The organism is Leifsonia sp. EB34 (genome assembly GCF_041260585.1).
GTDB lineage: Bacteria > Actinomycetota > Actinomycetes > Actinomycetales > Microbacteriaceae > Leifsonia.
The window spans coordinates 14,262-31,098 of record NZ_JBGCCV010000004.1; the positions used below are offsets into that span (position 1 = coordinate 14,262).

Below are 16,837 nucleotides of genomic sequence, written 5' to 3' on the forward strand. Positions count from 1 at the left end.
ACTGAAGGAGAGAGACACATGGCGACGACAGTCAGCGAGTTCGTGATCGGACGGCTGCGGGAGTGGGGCGTGCGGCGCGTGTTCGCCTTCCCCGGCGACGGCATCGGCGAGTTCGACGGGATGCTCGGCAAAGCCGAGCGCGCCGGCGAGGGGCTGGAGTACATCCGGCCGACGCACGAGGAGATCTGCGCCCTGATGGCCACGGCGCACGCGAAGTTCACCGGCGAGGTCGGCGTCTGCATCGCGACCTCCAGCCCCGGCGGTTTCCACCTGATCAACGGCCTGTACGACGCGAAGATGGACAACCAGCCGGTGGTCGCGATCGTGGGCCAGCAGGGGCTCAACTCGTTCGGCACGTTCAACCAGCAGGAGAGCAAGCTGGAGCAGACGTTCGCCGACGTCGCCGATTACGTGCAGACGATCGTGTCGCCGGAGCAGGCGCAGGCTGTGATCGACACCGCCTTCCGCACCGCGATCACCCGCAAGCAGCCGTGCGTTGTCATCCTGCCGCACGACGTGCAGGGGATGGAGATGGCGGCCCCCGGAGCGGAGATGTGGGTGTCCCGGTCGAGCGCCGTGGCGCCGTCGACCGCCATCGCGCCGCCCGCGGAGCAGCTCCGGGCGGCGGCGGACATCATCAACGCCGGCGAGCGGGTCACCTTCCTGGTCGGGCACGGCGCTGTCGGGGCGACCGACGAGGTGCTCGCGGCCGCGCGGCTCACCGGCGCGGGACTGATGACGACCCTGCGCGGCAAGCAGGTCGTCCCCGGCGACGTGCCCTTCCACACCCAGCAGCTCGGCCTCCTCGGTTCGCGGCCGAGCTACGACCAGATGCAGGACTGCGACACGCTCGTCCTGCTCGGCACGAACTACCCGTACGGCCAGTTCCTGCCGAAGACCGGCCAGGCCAAGGCCGTGCAGATCGACCTGCGGCCCGAGCAGCTCGGGCTGCGCTACCCCACCGACGTGAGCATCTGGGGCGACGTGAAGACGACGCTGGCCGGGCTCCTCCCCCTGCTGACGCAGAAGACCGACCTGTCCTGGCAGGAGAAGGCCGCCTCCGGGATGCGGGAGTGGGACGCCGAGCTCGCCGCCCAGGCCGAACAGCACTACGACGACGGCGTGAACCCGCGCCGGGTCTACCACGAGCTGAACAAGCGGCTCCCCGCCGGGGCGATCGTCACTGCCGACGCCGGCACCAGCGCCGACTGGTACGGCCAGCACATCCGGCTCCGCGACGGGATGCGCGGCGACCTCTCCGGCCGGCTCGCGACCATGCTCGCCGCGATGCCGTACGCGGAGGCGGCCAAGTTCGCCTACCCGGAGCGCCCGGTCGTCTGCACGATCGGCGACGGCGCCTTCCAGATGCTCGGGATGAACGAGCTGATCACCGTGAAGAAGTACCTGTCGCGGTGGTCGAACCCGACCTTCGTGGTGCTGGTGCTGCACAACGACGACCTCACCCAGGTGTCCTGGGAGATGCGCACGGAGGACGCCAACCCGGTCTGGCCGACCTCGCAGGACGTCGAGTCGGTCGACTATGCGGGCTGGGCGAAGCTGCTGGGCTTCCAGGGCATCACGGTCACCTCCGACGACCAGATCGAGGCGGCCTGGGACGCGGCGCTCGCGCACCCCGGCGTGACCGTCATCGACGCGCACACCAGCAAGAACGTGCCGCCGCTGCCTCCGCACATCACGTTCGAGTTCGCGAAGAACACCGGCCTCGCGCTGCTGAAGGGCGACCCGGACGGCCTCGCCGCCATCAAGGACTCGGCGACCTCCCTCATCACGGAGGGCGTCGAGCGGGTGAAGGGGGCGCTGCACCGCTCGACGGACGATGACGACGATGCGCGCTAGCTCACCGGACCGGATCCGGTCGATCCGGGCCGACGCCTATGTGGTGCCCACCGCGACCGAAGGCCGGAGACGGCCGGAGAGCGACGGGACCATCGGCTGGGACAGCACCGGGGTCCTGGTGGTCGCCGTCGACGCAGGCGGCAGCACCGGGCTCGGCTACGCGTACACGGCGCCGGCCAGCCTCCCGATCGTCGAGGACGTGCTCTGGGCGATCCTCGACGGCGCCGACCCGTTCGACACGGAGCGCCTGTACTGGGAGCTGGCCGCGGCCACCCGCAACATCGGCTGGCCCGGCGTGAGCGCCGGCGCCATCGCGGCCGTGGACATCGCGCTCCACGACCTGAAGGCCCGCCTCAGCGGGATGTCGCTGACCCGGCTGCTGGGCGGCGCGCACGAGGGCGTCGACGCGTACGGAAGCGGAGGGTTCACCGACTACACCGACGACGAGCTGAGCACCCAGCTCGGCTCGTGGGCCGCCCAGGGGCTGGGCTCGGTGAAGATGAAGGTCGGCTCCCGCCCGGACGACGACCCGCGCCGGGTGGCGCTGGCCCGCGAGGCGATCGGCCCCGGCGTCGAACTCTTCGTCGACGCCAACGGCGCGTACGAGCGCAAGCAGGCCCTGCGCCTGGCCGAGCTGTTCGCCGAGGAGGGCGTCACCTGGTTCGAGGAGCCGGTGTCCAGCCAGGACCGGCATGGACTCCGGCTGCTGCGCGACCGGATGCCGGCGCCGATCCGCGTCGCGGCCGGCGAGTACGGCTACACGCCGGCCGATTTCCGCGACCTCCTCATCGACGGGTGCGTCGACGTGCTCCAGGCCGACGCGACCCGCTGCGGCATCACCGGGTTCGGGATCGCCGCCGCGCTCGCGACCGCCTTCGGCGTGCCACTGTCCGCGCACACGGCTCCCGCGCTCCACGCCTCCGTGGCCGCGGCGCACCGGCCGGCGATCAACGTCGAATACTTTCACGACCACGTCCGCATCGAGGAGCAGTTCTTCGACGGACTGCCCGCGCTGGCCGACGGCCGGCTCCTCCCCGACCGCTCGGCCCCCGGCCACGGACTGACGCTGCGCGAGCCCGACATCGAGGTGCACCGTGTGCGGCGTTTCGCCGCCGGCGACTGATCGACCGGGTGCGGCGCCGCCCGGGGACGTGCGCGGTGGCGATATGGTCGGCTGGTGGTGGTGCCTCTCGTCCTCGATCTCCTCGGCACGTTCTTCTTCGCGATCTCGGGCAGCCTGCTGGCCGCGCGGCGCGGCTTCGACATCATCGGCTCGCTGCTGCTCGGCTCGCTGACCGGCCTCGGCGGCGGCGTGATCCGCGACGTCATCCTCGGCGTCACGCCGAACGCGTTCGCGAACCCGGTCTACCTGGCGCCGCCCGTCGTGGCCGCCGTCCTCGTCTTCTTCCTGTCGGGCGCCGTCGCCCGCTTCCCGCGGACGCTGCTGGTGTTCGACGGCGGCGGCCTCGCGCTGTTCTGCATCACGGGCACCGTCATCGCGCTGGGGCACGGCGCGAACCCGATCGCGGCCGGTGTGCTCGGCGTGACGACGGCCGTGGGCGGCGGCCTCCTCCGCGACGTCGTCGCCAACCGCGACCCGCAGCTCTTCGACCCGCACGACCTCTACGCCGTCCCGGCGATGCTCGGCGCCGCCCTCATCGTCGTGATCTGGTCGCTGCACGGCTACAACCCGTGGACGGAGGCGGCGGTCGCCGCGCTCGTGTTCGCCTTCCGGATGCTGTCGCTGCGCTTCCGCTGGCACGTGCCGCTCGCGGCCGTGTCGCGGCATCCGGTCTGAGGGGTCAGGCGTCGGCGGCCGCGCCGGTCAGGCCCCGCGCTCCGCGAGGAAGGCCGCCAGCTCCGCCGCCGTCGGATACGATGCCTGCGCCCCAGCGTGCGCCGCCGCGTAGCCGCCCACCCCGACCGCGAAGCGCGCCGCCTCGATCAGCGAAGCACCGTCCGCGAGGCGCAGCAGCAGCGCGCCCATGAAGGCGTCGCCGGCGCCGGTCGTGTCGACGGCGTCGACCCGGACCGCGGCGACGTGCGCCGGGTCGGCCGCGCCGTCGACGATGAGGCAGCCGTCGGCGCCGCGCGTGACGACCGCCCGCGCGATCCCGAGCGAGGCGAACCCGTCGCGCACGGATGCGGGGGCGGAGGCGACCGCGCCGGCCGGGAGGCCGAGGAGTGCCTCCGCCTCCCCCTCGTTCACGAGCAGCACGTCGGCGACGGGCGCGAGGTCGCGGGCTGCCGGCCCGAACGGCGACGGGTTGAGCAGCACGGTCGCCCCGGCCGCGCGGGCGCGGTCGGCCGCGGCGCGCACGGTCGCGTCCGGCACCTCGAGGCAGAGGCCGATCACCGCGGAGCCGTCGAAGACCCGCTCGGGGAGGTCGGCCGGCGCCAGCGTCCCATTGGCACCCGGCGAGACCACGATCGTGTTCTCGCCGTGCGCGTCCACGGTGATGAGCGCCGTCCCGGTAGGGACGTCGGCGCGCACGCTCACTGCGGAGGCGTCCACCCCGGCGGCCGCCACGGCCGAGCGGAGCAGGTCGCCGTTGCCGTCCGCTCCGACCGCGCCCACCATCGCGACGTCGCCGCCGAGCCGGCCGGCGGCGACCGCCTGATTGGCGCCCTTGCCGCCCGCGCCGATCCGCAGGTCGCCGCCCGCGACGGTCTCGCCCGCACGCGGGAAGGCCGCGGTCCGGACGACCAGGTCGGCGTTCAGCGAGCCGACGACGACGATCCTGCCGCCCGTCATCTGGTCGCCTCCGGTGCGGCCACCTCGGCCGAGACGGGACGCGGGATCAGGAAGGACACCCCGAACGCCGCGGCTGTGATCACGGCGCCGAGGATCATTCCGGCAGAGTATCCGGTCGTCGAGTGATCGGTCGCCCCGGCGGCGATCTGGATCGCCGGCAGCAGCGCGAAGCTCAGTCCGGCGCCCAGGTTGAAGGCGCCCGCGTTCAGGCCGGGGAGGAAGCCCGGGTTCGCGGCAGGGGAGAGCACGATGCCGAGCCCGTTCAGCATGATGTTCGCGATGCCCGCGTAGGTGATGCCGAGCAGCACGGTCGCAGCGATCAGCACCGGGAGCGAGTGCACGCCGACGAACGCCATGATGAGCGTCCCGATCACGCTGCCCGCGAGGCCGATCCGGAGGATGCGGCGGTAGCCGAGCGTGGGCGCGAGCCGGCCGGCGAGCGGTCCGACGACCCAGCCGACCAGCGCGTACGGGGTGAGGAAGGCGAGGGAGGCGACGTCCGGCGCCATCCCGAACCCGGCGTGCGGATTCTGCGCGATGGAGGTGACCAGGCCGTTCACGACGGCGAAGACGCCGGTCATCGTCAGCAGGGTAGTGAGCAACAGCGCCCAGGTCGAGCGCGGCTTCAGGTACGCGGTGGGGATGAGCGGCTGGCTGCGGCGGTTCTCGATCGCCCAGAACGCGGCGAACGCGAGCACGGCGACCAGCAGCGAACCGATGACGAGCAGCCCGTTCGCGGCGGCGAGCTTGCCCGCCTCGTTGAGGCCGGTCAGCAGCGCGCCGAGCGAGACCGCGAGCGGGACCACGCCCCACCAGTCCATCCGGACGCCTTCCGACGGGCGCGACTCCACGCCCCAGGCGGCGAGCATCACCACGGCCACGACCGTGACGGCGGCGATCACCCAGAAGACCGCGCGGAAGCCGAACGCCGTCGCGAGCCAGCCGCCGGCGATCGCGTCGATGCCGGCGATGCCGCCGTTGACCGCGGTGAGGAGGCCCATCGCGGCGCCGTAGCGGCGCGGGTCGGAGATCTCGGAGCGCAGCATCAGCAGGCAGATCGGGACAACGGGTCCGGCGACGCCCTGCACGATCCGGCCGACGAAGAGCATCTCCACGTTGACGGCGAGCGCGGCGACGACACTGCCGGCGAACATGACCACGAGCATCCCGAGCAGCACGCGCTTGCGGCCGAAGATGTCGCTGAGGCGCGGCAGGAACAGCGAGAACACCGCGGCCACCGTGAAGAACAGGGTCTGCGACAGCCCGATCGTGGCGTCGTCGCTGTGCAGCTCGCGCGCCATCGTGACGAGGACGGGGCTGAGCATGCTCGCGTTGAGCTGGAACGCGACGCAGGCGGCGAGGAGGGCCGCGGTGAGCGCGGCGATCCGGACCGGGCGGCCGGTCGGGGCGGAGGTGGCGACGGGGGCGGTCACGCGACGGCTCCGTTCGCGGTGGTCGCGGCGGGGCTCGCGGCCTCCGGGTCGCCGATGCGCTCGAGCGCGTCGACCACGAGGCCCCAGAAGCGGTCGCGGTCGAGTTCGAGGGCTGCCCAGGTCATGCAGTCGTCCGGCGCGGGGCCACGGCGGTCGGCCACGGTCATCCCGGTGGTCAGCCGGCCCTGCGTCTCGATCGCGAGGGGCATCCGCTCGGCGCGGACCACGGTCGGGTCGATCACGTAGGCGACTGCGCACGGGTCGTGGACGGGCGGGCTGTCGAAGCCCTGCGCCTCCGAATAGGTCTGGCCGAAGAAGTCGAGCAGCTCGCCGACGAAGCGCGCAGGAGCCGTGCCGACCGCGGCGATGCTCGCGCGCACCTCCGGAGTCGCGAGAGCCTGGTGGGTGAGGTCGAGCCCAACCATGACGACCTTCCAGCCTGCGCTGAAGACGATGTCGGCGGCCTCCGGGTCGATGACGATGTTGAACTCGGCGACCGGGCTCCAGTTGCCGACGTGCACGCCGCCGCCCATGAGGACCACCTGCTTGACCCGCTCCACGATCCGCGGCTCGCGGCGGACCGCCAGCGCGATGTTGGTCAGCGCAGCGGTCGGCACGAGCGTGACGGTGCCCGGCTCGTGCGCCATCAGGGTCTCCACGATGAGGTCCACCGCGTGCCGCCCGTCGAGTTCGATCAGCGGCTCGGGGAGGACGGGGCCGTCGAGACCGGACTCGCCGTGGATGGACGGCGCGACCTCGATCGGCCGTACCAGCGGGCGATCGGCGCCGGCCGCGAACGGGACGCCCGCGATGCCGGCGACACGCGCGACGGACAGCGCGTTCCGCGTGACCTTGTCGAGGGTCTGGTTGCCCGCGACGGTCGTCACGGCGAGCAGTTCGATCTCCGGGTTGCCGTGAGCGAGCATGAGCGCTATCGCGTCGTCGTGACCGGGATCGCAGTCGAGGATGATCTTCTCCATCAGGTGGAGCCTCCGCTTCTTCGAGGAACGTAAAACGTTTGACACGATAGACGTAAAGCGCTTGACGCGCAACCGGGCCGGTCCCCGATATCATGGGCGGATGCCGACGCCGCCCCCTCCCCCGCCGCGCAAGCGGGTGACCGCGGCGATGGTTGCGGAGCGGGCGGGCACGAGTATCGCGGCCGTCTCGCTCGTGGTCAACGGCAAGCACCGCGGCCGGATCTCCGACGAGAACGCGGAACGCGTGCGCGCCGCCGTGGCCGAGCTCGGCTACGTGGTCGACAGCACCGCGAGCGCGCTGGCCCGCGGCACGAGCGATGTCGTCGTGCTGCTCGCGCCGGACCTCCCCAACCCGTTCTTCGGCCGCGTGATCAACGCGGTGCAGGAGACCCTCGGCGAGCGCTTCCAGCTCCTGCTGTTCGCCTCCCCGACCGGCGAGCAGCCGACGGTCGCCGACGTGCGGCGGCTCGCGGCGCTCCGGCCCGCCGGGCTGCTGGTCTCCGCCCCCGCTGTCGAGTTCCTGGACGACGCGCCCGCCGGCGTCCCCCTCGTGCTGCTGGACGCGCCGGGGCTGGAGGACCGCGCGCCCGCGGTCAACTACGACCTGGCCTCCGGAGTCCGGGCGTTGATCGCACACCTCGCCGAGCGCGGCCACACCGTGATCGGCTACCTCGACGGCTCCACGCCCGCCGCGACCTACGAGCTGCGCCGCACCCTGCTGGAGGCGGAGGCGGGGCGGCACGGGATGACACTGCTCACCACGCCGCAGGTCAGCAGCCGCCCGGACATCGCCGAGGCGATGGCAGCCGCCGCGGCCGCGCTCCCGGCCTGGCGGGCCGCCGGCGCCACGGCGGTGATCGCGGCCTCCGACACCCTCGCCCACGGCGTGCTCGCCGCCTGCGCGCGCGCAGGCCTGCGGGTGCCGGAGGACATCGCCGTCGCCGGCTTCGACGACCTCCCCGCCTCCTCCGTCACGGCGCCGGCGCTGACCAGCGTCGCGCTGCCCGGCGACCTCCTCGGATCGGTCGCCGCGCGCCTCCTGGTGTCGCTCATCGACGGCGGCGACGCTCCGGAGACGCACGAGCTCGCGGCCGAGCTCGTCGTGCGCGCGTCGACGGGCTGACGGCTCAGAACCGCGCCAGCCACGCCCGCGCGATGTTGTACACGCCGGATGCGATGAGCCCGAGGCCCACCACGACGATCAGGACACCGCCGAACGGGAGCTGTTGCAGCGTGTTCAGGCCGCCCGCGAGGCCCGTCGCGCTCGCCGGCTGCGCGTTGATCGCCGCGAGAATGAAGGCGAGTCCCGCGAGGGCGACCACGATGCCCTTCGCGATGTAGCCGACCGTGCCCAGCACGACGATCACGTGTCCGGCCACACCAGGGGGCACCTGGACGTCCTGCCGGAACCGGCGCCGGATGCCCTTGACGACGAAGTATCCGCCGACCGCGCCGGTCACCAGGCCGAGCACACCCAGCCCGAGCTGACCTCCCGGGGACGCGAGGATGCCCGCGCTGACATGGCGCGTCGTGGTGCTGGCGTGCGACGGATGGCCTTGGGCGAAGGCGACCGCCGTGAGGCCGAGGACGGCGTAGGCGACGGCCTTGCTCACGTGCTCCCCGCGCGCGAGCCAGCGGTCGGCGGTCGAGCCGGCCCTGACCAGCACCGCCTCGGTCAGCAGCCAGAGGGCGAGGGCGAACAGCCCGATGGCGGAGACCCAGAGGATGATGAACCCGCCGGGGAGCTTGGTCACCTCGCCGAGAGCGCCAGTCTGGTCGGCCTCTCCGACGTGCGACGCCCCGAGCTGGATGGCCAGGCCGCCGAGCAGGACCTGGACGAGGCCGCTCGCGGCGAACCCCGCGCGCGCCGGGATCTCGAGGAGCTTGCTGTCTCCCGCCGTGCGCGCGGCCTTCCGGAGCTGGGCCTTGCCCTCCGCTGCGGTACTCATGGAGTGAATCTAGTCCTCCTGGACGCTGCTGAGCACCGTCCAGCCGTCGTCGGGGGCGATGGTCAACTCGCCGTCGCCCTCCGGGGAATGGGCGAAGAACACGGCGGAGCCGATCTGCTCCCCCGGGCCTCCGTAGGTGGAGAGCAGGTCCTCGCCGGACGGCGAACGGAGGACGTACGCCCGCTTCGGGAGGAGTTCGCTCCAGTCGGTCACGACCTCCTCGGCGTCGTCGGTCACGCCCGTCGCAGCAGCCATCCGATGAGTCCTGTCTTCTGCGGCCGGAACCAGTTCGCGTAGACCGCGATCTTGGCCTCGGCCAGGGTGGTGAAGGAGCCGAGCGTGCGTCCGCCGCCGGCCGACGCGGTGAAGCCGTCGTTCGTCTGCTCGATCATGCCGAGGTAGGCGGACGGGGTCTCTGCGACCCAGAGCCCGGGAACCGGCTGGCGCCACGCGAGGTGCTCGCTCTGGGCGGGCGCCACGGCCGGGCGGAGGCTGCGGCGCACCCGGGTCTCGGAGCGCTGCGGGAGCGGTCGTGCTGCCTTGATCGCGATCGTCATGGCAATCCTTTCGGGCGGAGCAGCGGTGCGGTGAACGATGAAGTAACTAGAGCTTCTAGCTAATCGGGCGTCTAAGCAACTTTCGCCCGGGGGGTTGATTCGCCGATGCACACCTGCTACTGCTTGTGCCGATCGAGCATCTAGAGATCCACGTAGTTAGCCGCGCTAGGGATCAGCTAGGCTCAACCCGCACGATCGACGACGGGGGAGGAAACGATGGGTACGTTGACCTACGACGGGGAGACGGTCTCCTTCGAGGACAGGACACTGGCGCACCTGCAGGCGGCGATCACCACGAAGCTGAGGCGCCGCGAGCCCTTCCTGCTGAGCTGGAAATGCGACGAGGCCGGTCTTCCCGCGCGCACGTCGCTGTGGATCGACAACGCCATCCCGATCCGCTACGCGTTCGAGCGCGCCGACCTCGGCGGACTGAACACCGCGTGGCTGAACAGCATGATCGAGATGGCCGGCCGCACCAGCGGGCTGCTCGTGACCGACGAGCCGACGGACCTGGGCGAGTACCGCGATCGCCGGGTGCGCGCCGGCACGCGGAGCGTCGCAGCAGTCTAGTGTCTAGACTCTCTAGCTTGTAGATGGTCTATCATCGTTCCATGACGACGGACAGGATGAGTCCGGCGCCCCACTACTGGTACAGCGCCGAGACGGACCGCGCACGGGCCATCGAGGTCCTCGAGCACCTGCGCGCGTACGGCGCCGCGGACAGCGCCATGCAGCGCCGTTCCGAGAAGGCCATGCGGATGAACGAGAACGACATCTCCGCACTGCGCTACCTGCTCCGGGCGCGCGAGCACGGGACGACGGTCGGGCCGCGCGAGCTCGCGGAGTACCTCGGCATCCAGAGCTCGTCCATCACCGTGCTCCTCGACCGCCTCGAGAAGGCCGGCCACATCCGCCGCGTCCCGAGCCCGTTCGACCGCCGTGCGCTGATCATCGAGCCGACGGTCCCCACCGACGAGCTCCAGCGCGCCGTCCTCGGCGACGTCCGCGAGGAACTGGTCGAAGTGGCCTCGAACCTGAGCCCGGAGGAGGCGGAGACCGTGGTCGACTTCATCGACCGCCTCCGCGACGCGGTCGACCGGATCGACACGACCGGAGCCGAGGGCACCGCCGGACCCCAGGGGAAGGCGACGGCGAAAGCGCAGTCGCACTAAGATCGTCCCGATGAGCGAGGCGCCCTGGTACGACGCGGCACCCCCGCACGCCGTCCGCGTCATCGCCTCGCTGCGCGAGTACCGCACCGCCGAGCAGGCCATGCGCCGCCGCACGCGCGAGTCCATGCGCATGGGCGAAGCCGACCTGAAGGCTCTGCGCTTCCTGCTGAAGGCCGAGGCGGAGGGCCGACACGCGACCCCCGTCGAGCTGGGCGCGCACTTGAGCATCAAATCCTCGTCGGTGACCGCGATGCTCGACCGTCTGACCGCCTCCGGCCACGTCACCCGCCACCCGCACCCGCAGGACCGGCGCAGCCTCAGCATCCGCGCCACGCCGGGGGCGGACGAGGAGGTCCGGCACACCCTGGCCGCGATGCACCGCCGGATGCTCGCCGTCGCCTCGGCGCTCGACCCGCGGGCGTCGGCGACGGTCGCAGCGTTCCTCGCACAGCTCACGGCCATCGCGGAGCAGGGCGAGCGGGCTTCGGCCGACTGACGCCACGGGGCCCGTCGTAGCCCGTCCCGTCACCCCTCGGCCGGCCGTGTCCGAAACCGGCCCACCCCCTGTCCCGGATCGGCTTTCGGGCGCCCGCACGCCGAAATAGGTTCTTTCCATCCACAGCCGCCCAGCGACGCGGAAGTCCCCAGCCGGACCACTCCGCATCGGCCGGACGGCGCTCTTCGAGTCTTCGGGACGGCCCGCCAACGTCGTGCGCGGCGTCCCCGGAAGGAACCGCCATGCGCCTGTACGCAGACACCGCCATCGACGACGAACTCGTCGGTCGTAGTCGAGCCGGCGACACCGCCGCGTTCGCCGAGCTCTGGCGCCGCCACTCCGGTGCGGGCCGCCGGTACGCGTCTTCCGTGACCTCCGCTTTCGAGGCCGACGACCTGGTCTCGGAGGCGTTCGCCCGGATCTACCGGGCGCTCCGGAACGGCAACGGGCCGGTCCGCGGCTTCCGCGCGTACCTCTACACGACGATCCGCCACGCTGCCGCCGGCTGGGGGTCAGCCCGGCGGGAGATCGCCGTCGAGGACCCGGGCGAGTACCGCGACGAGCCGTGGACCGACGATCGCCAGGACATCGTCTGGGAGCGTTCGCGCGTCGCGGCCGCGGTCGGGGCGCTGCCGGAGCGGTGGCGGGATGCGCTCTGGTACAGCGAGGTGGAGCAGCTCACCTCGTCGGAGTTGGCCCGCGTCCTCGGCATCTCGCCGAACGCTGCAGCGGCACTGGCGTACCGGGCGCGCGCGGGCCTGCGCCGCGCCTGGGACGCGCAGCTCGCCGCTTGAGGGCGGCGCCAGCCGACCGCCGATCCGCCGGTGCCGCAGCCGGCGGGGAAGCGCATACTGTCCCCATGGAGCCGACGCGGGACATGACGCTCCCGAATGGCCGGGTGTCCTCCTTCGCGACCCTCGACGCCGACGAAGCACGCACGGTCGGGTCGCAGATGTTCTACGGCGGCGGCATCCACCCGGCCGGCCGCGGCCGCGGCTTCGAATGCCGGGTCGTCGGCACCCGGATCGGTGGGGTGTCGCTCGGCCTCGTGGGCTTCGGCACGCGGGTGACGATCGGGTTCCGCAATATCGAGTCGTACGGCGTGAGCATGCCGACGCTCGGGCCGCTGGAGCAGCGCGTCGGTTCGCACGAGTTCACGGCGACACCCGACGTCGCGTCGGTCTACAGCCCCCTCGACGCGCTGGAGGTCGACGGCTGGGAGTCCCCGGGCGACCGGTTGGCGCACGTGCGATTCGACCGTTCCGTCCTGGAGGGCGAACTCAGCCGCATGCTCGGCGTCGACGCCGTGGACGAGATCCGCTTCCCGTACCTCCTGGACATCCGCAGCGGCCGCGGAGCCGAGTGGATGCGCCTCGCACACGTGCTGTTCGGCGCAGTCGACGGCCCGGGCGGGCTGGCCGGCAACACGCTGTTCTCGACGCAGCTCACCAGCGCGGTGATGACCGGGTTGCTGCTGGCGACCGACCACCAGTACCGGGAGGCGCTGGAGTCGCCCTCGAGGCCGGCGGCGCCCGCGGCGGTCCGCCGTGCTGCGGCCTTCATCGACGAGAACGCCCATCGGCCGATCGCCGTGCCCGACATCGCGGCGGCCGTCGGGGCGAGCGTCCGCACGCTGGCTCGCGGGTTCCGGGACCACCTCGGCACCAGCCCCGGCGCCTACCTCGCCCGGGCGCGCCTGGACGGCGCGCACCGCGACCTCGCCGCCGGCCGCCCGGAGAACACCTCCGTCTCGCAGGTCGCGGCGGACTGGGGGTTCTTCAACCTGGGCCGTTTCGCCGGCCGCTACCGCGCGACGTTCGGGGTGCTCCCGTCGCAGACGCTGCGCGCCGGGCTGTGAGGGGCTGAGGCGCGGCCTCTCGAACTCTCTGCTTCACGCTGTCTGCCTCAAGCCGTCTGCTTCAGGGTCTTGCGCGATCGAATGTATGCGCATACGGTGCGCGAGGTGATCGCTCCGCGCGGGTGAGTTCCCGTGCGGGCAGTTGTCGACGAAGACACGAAACGGAGACCGTCCCATGACCAGACCCCATCCGCCGCGGCGCTCGCGCCGCACCACCGCGATCGTGAGGGCCGGCGCGGCAGCCGTCCTCGCCGTCGCCTCCCTTGCGACCGCGCAGACCGCGTTCGCGACGAACGCCCAGGGCGACCAGGACTCCCATGGCCCGAACGCCCAGGGCATGCAGGGCATGAGCGCTCAGCCGCCCCTCACCCCCGCCCAGAAGGCGAGCCTCCTCCAGGTCGCGAAAGACACCTGGACGTTCTTCCAGAACGACACCGACCCCGTCACCCACCTGCCGCTCGACAACCTCGGGCCGGGCGCCACGAGGGGTCAGTACACCTCCGCCGCGAACATCGGCACCTACCTGGAAGGCGTGGTCTCCGCCGGCGACCTCGGCATCATCAAGCGCCCGCAGGAGCGCGCCCTGATCTCCGCCACACTCGATACCGTGGCCACGCTGAAGCGCTCGCACGGCTTCCTGTTCCAGTGGTACGACACCACGAACGGGCACACCATCCTGAACCCCGGCGCCGCCGACTGCTCCACGGAGACGACGCCGAAGCAGGACAACTGCTCGTTCCTCTCCGCCGTCGACAACGGCTGGTACGCGTCCGGCCTGCTGGTCGCGCGCCAGGCGCTTCCCGAGCTGCGCAAGCAGATCGACGCACTCATCGCGCCGATGGACTTCTCCATCTTCTACGACGACCGGGCGCAGACCGCGTGCAACACCAACCCGGCCATCGCGGGCAACCAGCCCACCGGCCAGATGTACGGCGGCTACTACGCCGACCAGGGTCCCGCCGGCTACCACAACGGTGCGATCTACAGCGACCCGCGCATCGCGATGTACATCGGGATGGGCCTGCACCAGATGCCCGGCGACGTCTGGTGGCGCACCTGGCGCACGCTGCCGCCGAAGCAGTGCCCGACCGATCCGGACTTCTCGTGGCAGGGCCAGTGGCCGGTCGGCGGCGACTGGCAGAAGTACACCGACCCGCAGAGCGGCAAGGTCTTCAACGTCTGGGAGGGCCACTACACCTACCCCGGGACGTCGATGACGTTCCTCCCGACCTGGGGCGGCGGCATGTTCGAGGCGATGCTCGCCAACGAGATCGTCCCCGAGACCACCTGGGGCCAGAACGGCTTCGGCCTCGCCGACGTCCGTGCGGCGCAGGTCCAGGAGAAGTACGCCACCCAGACCCTCGGCTACCCGGTCTGGGGGATGTCGCCGTCCAGCACGGCCGACGACACCGGCGGCTACGGCATCTACGGCGCCACCGGCCAGAAGTTCCCGGCCGGCCAGGCGCTCGCCCAGTGCCCGGGCTGCGCGACGGAGAACGTCGTCACCCCGCACGCCTCGTTCACGACGCTCGGTGTGCTGCCGCAGGACGCGTTCGCGAACATCCAGAAGCTGCGCACGCTCTACCCGGGCATCTACACGCAGGACGGCGGCTTCTACGACGCGGTCGACCCGGCGACCGGCCAGATCGGCCACCGCCGCCTGGTGCTCGACCAGTCGATGATCATGATGTCCATCGACAACGCCCTCGAGAACGGTGCGATCCGCCAGCACTTCGCCGACGACCCGGCGTCGTGGGCGGCGAAGACTTACCTGGGGATGGAGACGATGACGCTGAAGTAGCGTCAGACGAAGCAGAGGGACGTGCCCCAGGCGCTGGGCGCCAGGGGCACGTCTGCGCTTACGTGTCGAGCCCGCGGGATGAGCGCTCGGCACGTGATCGGACCCACCACCAGAGGAGCGCGGCGCCGATGCCGACGCTCCCCAGCACGATTGGCCCGCTCGACCCGTACAGGGGCCTGCCGAGGAACAGTCCGGCGATAAGCAAGGCGATGACCGCACCGGCGATAGCACCGGTCGTGAACGCGATCAGTCGTTCCAGCGGCTTCACTACTGTGCCCAGCAGATGAACCCGGCGAAGGCCAGCTCGACCCCCGTGCCGTTCCGCGAGCAAGCCTCGACCGAGGCGGCGGTCCCCGCGGCCGTGCCGCCGACCGTCGCCGCCTGGATGGCCGGGAGGTCCTTGTCCAGAGCCGTCAACTCGGCCGACTGCGCGGATGTCAGCTCCGCAAGGCCCCCAGAGGACACAGCGAGCCCATCATCCGCGAGCGTGACGCCCGGCCGATCTGGAGGCGCCTCGGATGCATTGACGGGCAGAGCGGGAAGCAGAGTGAGCAGGGCGGCGAGTGCCGCCATCCCGGTCAGCCTGGTTGTGATCCTCATGCGCGGGTGTTCTCCTTGTCTCGACGTTGAGCAATCACACGTCAGGTATAGCACCTCCGATTTCACTGGTCGATTCTCTGAGCTTCTTCAGGCGTGTTAGCCCGGTGTTCACCCGATGGGGGCCCGCGAACGGGGGGTGCGGTGCCTAGCGTGGGTGGCGGCCCCCCGCACCACCCCTCGAAAGGAACCCCATGTCGTTCACCGCGATCACGCGCACGCGCGCCTGCCTCCTCGTCGCTGGCATCGCCGCGACCACCGCCGTCGCCGGCGCCGCCCTGCCCGCCGCCGCCACCCCGGCACCGTCGCCGGCCCCCGCGCATGCGGCGTCCACGGTCCGCTCGTTCCCCGCCGTCGGCACGGCGACCGGCCCGGACGACATCACGCGCCTCGGCGACTCGATCTACGTCACGTTCCAGAACGGCGTCGGCCCGCTGGGCGAGGCCGCTCCGTCCGGTGCCACGGCCTCCACCATCCAGCAGTACAGCCTCGCGGGCGTCCCCGGCCGGTCGTGGTCGGTCACCGGCAAGGTGGACGGCCTGACGGCCGATCCCGAGCACCACCGGCTGCTGCTGACGGCCAACGAGGACGGGAACTCCAGTTTCCTCACCCTCGACCCCGCCCACGCCTCGGCCGCGACCCGCTACACCTACCAGGGCCTCACGCACGGCGGCGGCACGGACGCGATCTCGGTCTCGCACGGCTCCATCATCGTGAGCGCCTCGAACCCGACCGTCCCGAACGGCCCCGCCGCCTACCGGGTGGCCCTGCAGGGCGCGAACGCGGTGCTCACGCCCATCCTGTCCGACAACAGCGTCGCCACCAGCGCGAACGCGGCCACCGCCGGTCAGCAGGTGCAGCTCGCCCTCACCGACCCGGACTCCAACACGGTCGTGCCCCGCTCGGCGCCGCGGTTCGGCGGCTCGTTCCTGCTCGACGCGCAGGGCGACAAGCAGCTCCTGTTCCTCAACCCGTCCGCACGGGAGGGCGCGGCCAGCCACGGAATCCAGGTGCTCTCGGTCGCCCAGCCGCTCGACGACACCGCCTTCGCGACCGCGTCGCACCGGACCCTGTGGGCCACCGACCCGACGCACAACGCCGTCGACGAGATCTCCGGACCGTTCACGCCGGGCGAGGCCGTCTCCACCATCACCCCGGACAGCGGCCCGACCTCCCTCGCCCGCCTCGGCCTCACCGACGGCTCGCTCACCCCGATCCCGGGCCTCGGCTCGGTCACGCCGAAGGGCCTGCTGTTCACCAGCGCCGCGCACGGCGACGACGAGCAGGGCGACCAGGGCGACGGCGAGCAGGGCGACCAGCGGTAGTCAGCCGACGCGCGCGCTCCGTGCCGTCGCGACGACGCCGGCACGGAGCAGCGGTCG

Annotated in this window: 19 protein-coding genes; 11 read left to right on the forward strand and 8 right to left on the reverse strand. The window is 71.9% G+C overall.

What is annotated here, in order from left to right; all coding sequences use genetic code 11:
* Nucleotides 1–18 precede the first annotated feature (18 nt).
* From ABIA36_RS18060 to ABIA36_RS18070, 3 genes are read left to right on the forward strand one after another with little or no spacing between them, the layout of a single operon-like run.
* Nucleotides 19–1,857: a thiamine pyrophosphate-requiring protein gene (locus ABIA36_RS18060; RefSeq protein ID WP_369963958.1), complete on the forward strand. Its 1,839-nt coding sequence runs from the start codon at nt 19–21 to the stop codon at nt 1,855–1,857.
* Nucleotides 1,847–2,980 carry an enolase C-terminal domain-like protein gene (locus ABIA36_RS18065; protein ID WP_369963959.1) on the forward strand — a complete coding sequence of 378 codons (1,134 nt, stop codon included), beginning with the start codon at nt 1,847–1,849 and terminating at the stop codon, nt 2,978–2,980. The genes ABIA36_RS18060 and ABIA36_RS18065 overlap by 11 nt, the downstream gene beginning before the upstream one ends.
* A gap of 60 nt (nt 2,981–3,040) precedes the next feature.
* Nucleotides 3,041–3,655, forward strand: a complete 615-nt coding sequence (locus ABIA36_RS18070) for a trimeric intracellular cation channel family protein (RefSeq protein ID WP_369964101.1) — start codon at nt 3,041–3,043, stop codon at nt 3,653–3,655.
* A 27-nt stretch (nt 3,656–3,682) separates the two neighbouring features.
* Here the strand turns inward: ABIA36_RS18070 and ABIA36_RS18075 are convergent, their stop codons facing one another.
* From ABIA36_RS18075 to ABIA36_RS18085, 3 genes are read right to left on the reverse strand one after another with little or no spacing between them, the layout of a single operon-like run.
* A complete protein-coding gene (locus tag ABIA36_RS18075) occupies nt 3,683–4,612 on the reverse strand; it encodes a ribokinase (protein ID WP_369963960.1) in 930 nt (309 codons plus the stop codon).
* Complete coding sequence (locus ABIA36_RS18080; protein ID WP_369963961.1) at nt 4,609–6,045, reverse strand: MFS transporter; 1,437 nt, start codon at nt 6,043–6,045, stop codon at nt 4,609–4,611. The genes ABIA36_RS18075 and ABIA36_RS18080 overlap by 4 nt, the downstream gene beginning before the upstream one ends.
* On the reverse strand, nt 6,042–7,025 hold the full coding sequence (locus ABIA36_RS18085) for a nucleoside hydrolase (protein WP_369963962.1): 984 nt from the start codon (nt 7,023–7,025) through the stop codon (nt 6,042–6,044). The genes ABIA36_RS18080 and ABIA36_RS18085 overlap by 4 nt, the downstream gene beginning before the upstream one ends.
* 100 nt (nt 7,026–7,125) lie before the next feature.
* Here ABIA36_RS18085 and ABIA36_RS18090 point away from each other — a divergent pair, with 100 nt between their 5' ends.
* Entirely contained in the window at nt 7,126–8,148 is a 1,023-nt protein-coding gene (locus ABIA36_RS18090; protein ID WP_369963963.1) for a LacI family DNA-binding transcriptional regulator, read from the forward strand.
* Between the two features lie 4 nt (nt 8,149–8,152).
* Here ABIA36_RS18090 and ABIA36_RS18095 read toward each other — a convergent pair whose 3' ends face one another.
* Genes ABIA36_RS18095 through ABIA36_RS18105 form a run of 3 tightly spaced genes read right to left on the reverse strand, consistent with a single transcriptional unit; the run spans nt 8,153 to nt 9,531 of the window.
* Nucleotides 8,153–8,974, reverse strand: a complete 822-nt coding sequence (locus ABIA36_RS18095) for a DUF1206 domain-containing protein (protein ID WP_369963964.1) — start codon at nt 8,972–8,974, stop codon at nt 8,153–8,155.
* A gap of 9 nt (nt 8,975–8,983) precedes the next feature.
* Nucleotides 8,984–9,229, reverse strand: a complete 246-nt coding sequence (locus tag ABIA36_RS18100) for a hypothetical protein (protein ID WP_369963965.1) — start codon at nt 9,227–9,229, stop codon at nt 8,984–8,986.
* Entirely contained in the window at nt 9,208–9,531 is a 324-nt protein-coding gene (locus ABIA36_RS18105) for a hypothetical protein (protein WP_369963966.1), read from the reverse strand. The genes ABIA36_RS18100 and ABIA36_RS18105 overlap by 22 nt, the downstream gene beginning before the upstream one ends.
* A gap of 216 nt (nt 9,532–9,747) precedes the next feature.
* Here ABIA36_RS18105 and ABIA36_RS18110 point away from each other — a divergent pair, with 216 nt between their 5' ends.
* The 6 genes from ABIA36_RS18110 to ABIA36_RS18135 all read left to right on the forward strand — a co-directional run bounded on the left by ABIA36_RS18110 (nt 9,748) and on the right by ABIA36_RS18135 (nt 14,858).
* A complete protein-coding gene (locus ABIA36_RS18110) occupies nt 9,748–10,101 on the forward strand; it encodes a hypothetical protein (protein WP_369963967.1) in 354 nt (117 codons plus the stop codon).
* Nucleotides 10,102–10,142: 41 nt separating this feature from the next.
* On the forward strand, nt 10,143–10,703 hold the full coding sequence (locus ABIA36_RS18115; RefSeq protein WP_369963968.1) for a MarR family winged helix-turn-helix transcriptional regulator: 561 nt from the start codon (nt 10,143–10,145) through the stop codon (nt 10,701–10,703).
* A gap of 10 nt (nt 10,704–10,713) precedes the next feature.
* Nucleotides 10,714–11,199 carry a MarR family winged helix-turn-helix transcriptional regulator gene (locus ABIA36_RS18120; RefSeq protein ID WP_369963969.1) on the forward strand — a complete coding sequence of 162 codons (486 nt, stop codon included), beginning with the start codon at nt 10,714–10,716 and terminating at the stop codon, nt 11,197–11,199.
* Between the two features lie 242 nt (nt 11,200–11,441).
* Nucleotides 11,442–11,993: an RNA polymerase sigma factor gene (locus tag ABIA36_RS18125; protein WP_369963970.1), complete on the forward strand. Its 552-nt coding sequence runs from the start codon at nt 11,442–11,444 to the stop codon at nt 11,991–11,993.
* Nucleotides 11,994–12,058: 65 nt separating this feature from the next.
* Nucleotides 12,059–13,057: an AraC family transcriptional regulator gene (locus ABIA36_RS18130; RefSeq protein WP_369963971.1), complete on the forward strand. Its 999-nt coding sequence runs from the start codon at nt 12,059–12,061 to the stop codon at nt 13,055–13,057.
* A gap of 175 nt (nt 13,058–13,232) precedes the next feature.
* Complete coding sequence (locus ABIA36_RS18135; RefSeq protein ID WP_369963972.1) at nt 13,233–14,858, forward strand: glucoamylase family protein; 1,626 nt, start codon at nt 13,233–13,235, stop codon at nt 14,856–14,858.
* A gap of 58 nt (nt 14,859–14,916) precedes the next feature.
* On the opposite strand, the gene ABIA36_RS18140 is transcribed toward ABIA36_RS18135, so the two are convergent.
* Both ABIA36_RS18140 and ABIA36_RS18145 read right to left on the reverse strand, forming a co-directional pair.
* Nucleotides 14,917–15,126, reverse strand: a complete 210-nt coding sequence (locus tag ABIA36_RS18140; protein WP_369963973.1) for a hypothetical protein — start codon at nt 15,124–15,126, stop codon at nt 14,917–14,919.
* Nucleotides 15,126–15,458: a hypothetical protein gene (locus tag ABIA36_RS18145; RefSeq protein ID WP_369963974.1), complete on the reverse strand. Its 333-nt coding sequence runs from the start codon at nt 15,456–15,458 to the stop codon at nt 15,126–15,128. The genes ABIA36_RS18140 and ABIA36_RS18145 overlap by 1 nt, the downstream gene beginning before the upstream one ends.
* Before the next feature lie 191 nt (nt 15,459–15,649).
* On the opposite strand from ABIA36_RS18145, the gene ABIA36_RS18150 reads away from it, so the two are divergent.
* Nucleotides 15,650–16,780: a hypothetical protein gene (locus ABIA36_RS18150; protein WP_369963975.1), complete on the forward strand. Its 1,131-nt coding sequence runs from the start codon at nt 15,650–15,652 to the stop codon at nt 16,778–16,780.
* Nucleotides 16,781–16,837: the final 57 nt, after the last annotated feature.